Source organism: Symbiopectobacterium purcellii (assembly GCF_019797845.1).
GTDB lineage: Bacteria > Pseudomonadota > Gammaproteobacteria > Enterobacterales > Enterobacteriaceae > Symbiopectobacterium > Symbiopectobacterium purcellii.
The window spans coordinates 3,996,859-4,003,034 of sequence record NZ_CP081864.1; the positions used below are offsets into that span (position 1 = coordinate 3,996,859).

At 52.3% G+C, this 6,176-nt stretch carries 3 protein-coding genes and 2 pseudogenes; all 5 read right to left on the reverse strand.

Annotated features, from left to right (window positions below; translation table 11 throughout):
* Window positions 1-47: 47 nt before the first annotated feature.
* Window positions 48-1,838: pseudogene (locus K6K13_RS18610) on the reverse strand (methyl-accepting chemotaxis protein).
* A gap of 459 nt (window positions 1,839-2,297) precedes the next feature.
* Window positions 2,298-2,582 (reverse strand): pyrimidine/purine nucleoside phosphorylase, encoded by a 285-nt coding sequence (ppnP, locus tag K6K13_RS18615; protein WP_222158316.1) that lies wholly within the window; start codon window positions 2,580-2,582, stop codon window positions 2,298-2,300.
* Between the two features lie 55 nt (window positions 2,583-2,637).
* On the reverse strand, window positions 2,638-3,162 hold the full coding sequence (gene aroL / locus K6K13_RS18620) for a shikimate kinase AroL (protein ID WP_222158317.1): 525 nt from the start codon (window positions 3,160-3,162) through the stop codon (window positions 2,638-2,640).
* Between the two features lie 296 nt (window positions 3,163-3,458).
* Window positions 3,459-4,475 (reverse strand): annotated as a pseudogene (locus K6K13_RS18625) (type II asparaginase).
* Window positions 4,476-4,828: 353 nt separating this feature from the next.
* Entirely contained in the window at window positions 4,829-5,950 is a 1,122-nt protein-coding gene (locus K6K13_RS18630; protein WP_222158318.1) for a 5-methyltetrahydropteroyltriglutamate--homocysteine S-methyltransferase, read from the reverse strand.
* Between the last annotated feature and the right edge of the window lie 226 nt (window positions 5,951-6,176).

The window sequence follows — 6,176 nt, forward strand, 5'->3', positions numbered from 1 at the left end:
AAAAGAGCGCCTTGCGGCGCTCATCGTGTTTACCGCAGCAACGTTCGTTACACCTTGAAGTGCCCGACCGTGGAGTGTAGCTCTTCCGTTTGTGCCAGCAGCGCTTCTGTGGCCGCCGTGGATTCCTGCACCAGCGCCGCATTTTGCTGCACCATCGAATCCAACTGCGCCATCGCCTTGTTGATCTCCTGAATGCCGCGCATCTGTTCATTCGCCGCGTGGGTAATTTCCGACATCACCGTGGTCACGGTAGAAACGCCACCGACAATCTCCTGCATCGTGTTGCTGGCCTGACGCACTTGCGTAGAGCCGGAGGTCACTCCGACCACGGTCGCTTCAATCAGGGTTTTGATCTCTTTGGCTGCCTGCGCGCTGCGTTGTGCCAGCGCGCGAACTTCAGAGGCAACCACCGCAAAACCACGCCCCTGCTCACCCGCCCTTGCGGCTTCAACTGCCGCATTCAGCGCCAGAATATTGGTCTGGAAAGCAATGCCGTCAATCACACCGATAATATCGCCGATCTTGCCGGACGCCGCGACAATATCTTCCATAGTCACAATCACGTCCGAAACTACTTTACCGCCAATGCTGGCATCTTCAGACAGGATACGCGCCTGACTGTTCACATGCTGTGCCGAACTGGCCGATTCGGTGACCGCTGCCGAGATTTGTTCCAGCGAGGCGGCTGTTTGTTGAATACTTGCTGCCGCTGACTCAGTACGCGCAGAAAGATCGTTGTTACCTAACGAAATTTCATCCACTGCGACTTTCACCGAGGCGCTGATATCACGAATCTGAATCATCACCATGCTGAGCTTGTCGATAAAGACGTTGAATGAACGGGCAATCTGCGCCACTTCATCATGGCCTTCATCGGGTAAGCGCCGGCTCAAATCATTGTTACCGTTGCTGATGTCATCCATCGCATCGCGCACTTGCAGCAGGCGTTTCAGGGTTTTAGTAATAATGACGCCAACAACCAGCGAGCCGAGCAGTGAAATAATCACCAGCGTTATCACCGAGGTCGTCAGCAGCGAACGCATGCCTGCCTTGGCTTCTGCCCGGTCGAGCGCCACCAAAATGTACCAGTCGGTGCCCGCAATCGGGGCCGCCCGCACCATACGCTCCGCGCCCCCCATCTCAACGGTCACCGGGTGCTGAGCGGTCAGTAATTCGCTGAGCACCACGCCCGGTGCAATATCCGTAATATTTTTCAGCGTCAGATTTTCATCCGGGTGCGCAATGATCACACCGTTTTTGTCTATCAGCACGCCAAAACTGGCTGGCGTTGGGTTGATGGAACGCACGTTGGCAATCACATTTTCCATCGTCACGTCACTGCCCAGTACACCTCTGACGCTGGAACCCGTAACCACCGGTGAGACAAACGACACCACCAGCTTGTTGGTTACCATATCAATATAAGGCGTGGTGGCAACCGGTTTACCCACCTGCACGGCCTGCTTGTACCAGGGGCGAACGGTCGGATTTTAGTCCGCCGGAATACCGCCCGGATCGGCAAATTTTGCCGTACCATCGGCATACCCCATATAGACGTTGAGGAATTTCCCCGCCGACACCATCTGTTTGAACAGCGGAATCGGGTCCTCATGGGTCAATACCCAGTCGTTCATGGAGGAGATCATCTGAATTTTTGACGCCACCCAGTCGCTGATGGCCAGACTGTGACTACTGGTCACCGAATCCAGCGTATCCTCAATGGAAGACTCATTCGCATTATTCGCAATGGTGTAATTCAGGTAGGTATTTACGGCGAGAGAAAAAACCACAATAGATGCACACACCGCCAATATGCGCGCTCGCGTTGTTTTCAGCATAAATCACTCTTAGTGGAAGATAGCTATATATTCTATAACGACAGAATAAAATCAAACTTGAGCGCGGATTGCGGCGCTAAAGAAGATGTATAACAGGAAAATAGAACTTAGTATGATATTTTTCACTCATTCAGGCCTGCACTTCACGGCGCATTACCAGATTGGCATAAAAAATCAGTTTATTTCATCAAATAAAATGATATCACCGAGATAGTGTGCTTATTAATAGATATAAGAAAAAGATATGAATATTGAGCGAGTTATTCGCTATTTATCCAGTCAATTAATGGCTTGGCGCACAGGGTGATAATTTCCATACGGCACCACAGGCCTTTGTTCGGCGACAAGATCAACGAAACTGCGGCCGAATAAAAATCTGGCTATGAGCGTTTTTTCAAGATGAAGGTGCTTTGATGCCGTGGGTGAGGCGAGCTTGCCCCTGCATGCAGGGGCAATAAATCAGAGGTATTTGCACAGATAAGAGGTCGGTTCGGCCACTTGCAGGTAGAACTCACTGTTGCCCGGCACAGAGAATACGGCACCGGGTCCGAAAACTTGCCATTCATCGCTGCCCGGCAGTTTTACCGTTAGCGCGCCGCTCACCACGGTCATCTCTTCCGGCTGTCCAGTACCAAAGGTGTACTCTCCCGCTTCCATTACGCCCACGCTGGCACGGCCGATGGAGTCACTGTCAAAACCGATAGATTTCACTTTTCCAGAAAAATATTCATTAACATTCAACATAAATACAGCACCTGTGATCAGAAACGAGAAAAAAGAAATAACAGACGAAAACCGCCTATGAAGCGGCAGAAACACGTAACATTTGCAGGATCTCTGTCACGATAACATCCGGCGTGGCAGAGGCAGCGACCACATGGTGCGCCACATCGCGGTACAGCGTCTCGCGCGCCGCCAGCACGTCGGCCATCTCGTCAACAATCGGACGTCCCGTTAAGGTGGGGCGTTGGTGCGCTTCAGGGCAGGCTTCCAGACGATCGCCCAACAGCGTCGCAGAGGCAAACAGATAGATAACTATCCCTTGCGAGCGCATAAACTGACGGTTTTGCGGCGAAAGCACCATACCTCCGCCAGTGGCGATCACACAGCGCGACTGTGTCACTTGTTGCAGGGCGACGCTTTCTCGCTGGCGAAAACCGTGCCACCCTTCATTAGCAACCACCTCTGCCACACTCATTTTGCTGGTTTGCTGCATAAACAGATCGGTATCGGCAAACTGATAACCTAACGCACGCGCCAGCGCAGTGCCGACCGTGGTTTTACCGCATCCTCTGGCCCCAACCATAAAAATGGGCTGTGACATGTAATGACCTACCCTTCTCACTTTCCCGGCAGTTTCCGGAACCTATTAATCGATATCAACTGGCATCATACCGATAAAGCATGACAACAAGAAAGCCTCTGGTGGTTAATCCGCATATCTATCCTGATTTACCCCGCATCACCGCCACGTTGTTTGTTATTTCGGGGTAAATGCACGATTTAATGAAATAGATAGCAAAGGGAAAAGCAGGAAAGGCTGCCATCACCAAGGATAGCAGCCTGCTGTGCGCCCATCAGGAACGATAGTGCGCGGTATTTCCACGTGCGACTCAGGCGTCAGTAGGTATGGAAATATTCCTGAATCACGTCGGCATTGTGCGTTTTGCTCAAGGCCAACATCAGCAGAATGCGCGATTTGGCGGGGTTAAGCGAATCTGAAACCAGGCCAGGCTGGTTGGCATCGGGCGGGACAACACCACTGCCGGTACGGGTGGAGCGTACCACTACGATCCCCTTATTGAGCGCTTTACGAATGCCCGCGTCGCTGCGTTTGGAAACGCTGCCAGCGCCCATTCCGGCGTAGACGATACCCTGAACGCCGTGTGTGATGGCCGCATCATACATATACTCGGGGTCGTCTTGATAACCATAGATAATATCGACACGAGGCAGCGTTTTAACGCCGGCGATGTCAAACACCGAGCGCGTGGTGTGGATTTTGTCCAAGCGGGTATTGAATTAGACGCGATCGCCAACGATCGAGCCTAAATACCCCTCTTCAGGCGCCTTGAAGGTATCCAGCGTCGACGCATTAGTTTTGCTGATAAAACGCTCAGAGCCAATGCGATCGTTCAACACCACCATCACCCCACGACCACGTGCGTTTTTCTCCGCCGCCACTTTAACCGCACCGTACAGGTTCATCGGACCATCTGCGCTGATGGCAGTGGCAGGACGCATTGCCGCTACGAACACCACCGGCTTGTCACTTTTCACCGTCAGTTGCAGAAAATACGGTGATTCATCCAGGGTATCCGTACCGTGCGTGATGACCACACCATCGACATCGTCGCGCGCCAACAGTGCATTGACACGGTGGCTTAGCGTCAGCAACACGTCGCTGGTCATGTTCTCGCTGCCAATGTTCGCCACCTGCTCACCGCTGATGGTTGCCAAAGTTTTTAACTCAGGAACAGCGTTAATCAGGGTATCACCCCCCAATGCACCAGCCTTATATCCGGTCGTTTGCGTGTTTGCCGCAGCGGAACCGGCAATGGTACCGCCGGTTGCCAGGATCACGATATGGGGTAATTTTTCCGCCGCACCCGCTAACGCGGAAAAACATACCACCATCACTACTAACAGCGATCTCACTATCCTTTTCATCACAGTTATCCACTCTTCAGTGCATGAACAATAAAATGCCACTACTGCCTGCCACAGCAGCATTTCCCTACGAAATAAACGGATTTATCGCGTATAAACGTTTCCTATGTTGCTATTTACCTCTCAATGATTCCGAAGCCGCTCATCTTGCCCGAGTGTAAGCAGCGGTATCGTTTGCGGGATCGCAAATTGGCAATAACCTAATGAAAAAAAATGCAAAAAGAAGTAAAAATGCAAGGCGCACGCTATAGCTTGCGCCTCAGGGAAAGAGAGGGGAATCTGCCGTGATACGCCCGCAGATAGCGGTGGGAGTATACGCGCTACTCCGACATCACCCAGATCTCATGGGCAAGATTGACCACGTGGCGCAGTTTGTTCCATTGCTGCTCCTCCGTCAGCCATGCGGCGCTCTCGGCTGAGGCAAATCCGCACATCGGACTCAATGCCAATTGGTTTAGCGGTAAGTAGAGCGAGGCGTCATTAATTCGACGCTTGATGCTGCGCGCATCCTCCAGCTCTCCGGTTTCAGAGGTGATAACACCGAGCACCACGGTTTGTGCGCCGATAGCGCGCAACGTTTCCAATCCGCTGAAATGCGCATCTGCATACTCCAGAAAAAGGCTGTTCACGTTCAAGCGGCCCAGCGCTTTGGCAATTACATCGGCAAAGGGATTACGGTGCAGAATTTTGGTATCCAGATCGCCACTGCATACGTGCAGGCTGATATACATATCCTTTGGCTTATCCTGCATGATACGGTTAAGCAAAGAAACGCAGTGCTCAATGAGCTGATAAGGATCGGTGCCATCATCCAGTTCGGTGCGGATCGCTGCGACATCACCGAACAGGCTCCAGAACGTATCATCCAGTTGCAGGTAGCGGCAGCCCTGGGCGTAAAAAGCGTTCAGCGCCTGAACATATACCTGCGCTAAGTCTTCGCAGTAGGCATCCAACGCCTGATAGACACCATTTCGGCGCAAAGAGCGATACATCAACATGCAGGGGCTTGGCAGCGTCTGCTTGGCGACGGCCTGGGGATCGTCACCCACCGCCTGATGCAGAAAACGGTAATGCGCCAAAAAGGGATGCTCGGGATTAAAAGAGACCGGCCCCACCACCTGAAGATGGCAAGTGGCCATCTCCTGCCGCGTCATACAATAATTCTGATTCCCCTCCGGGCCAGCGATACCGTGCAGGTGGGCAAAAAAGTCGTAATGTCCACCGGTTCTACGCAGCACACCATCGGTAATCACATGAATACCGCAGGCCTTTTGCTGTTCCACTACGCGTCTGACTTCATCGTCTTCCACTTGTGTCAGCTGTAGGCGCGTGAGCTTGCCTGCCACGAACGCCGAGCGCGCGCGTTTCAGGCAAGCAGGGCGCAGCAGGCTCCCGACGTGATCGGCATGAAACGGGGGGTATTTTTGTATTGTACGACGCATGATAACGGATCCTGTTATTCGAATAACGTTTCTTCCAAACGTCTGTTGCAGCGACCTTGGCGTGTGCAAAGGTAGCTGCACACAAACGGCATCATTCCTACCATGCTCCCCACGGAGCAGCAAATGCAAACTTCACTTTTCATGCAAAAAAAATGCATATCGCATCAAATTCCAGCAATCAGGGAGGTAGGTCAAAATCCAAGACGAAACAGGAGGGCAAATGTCG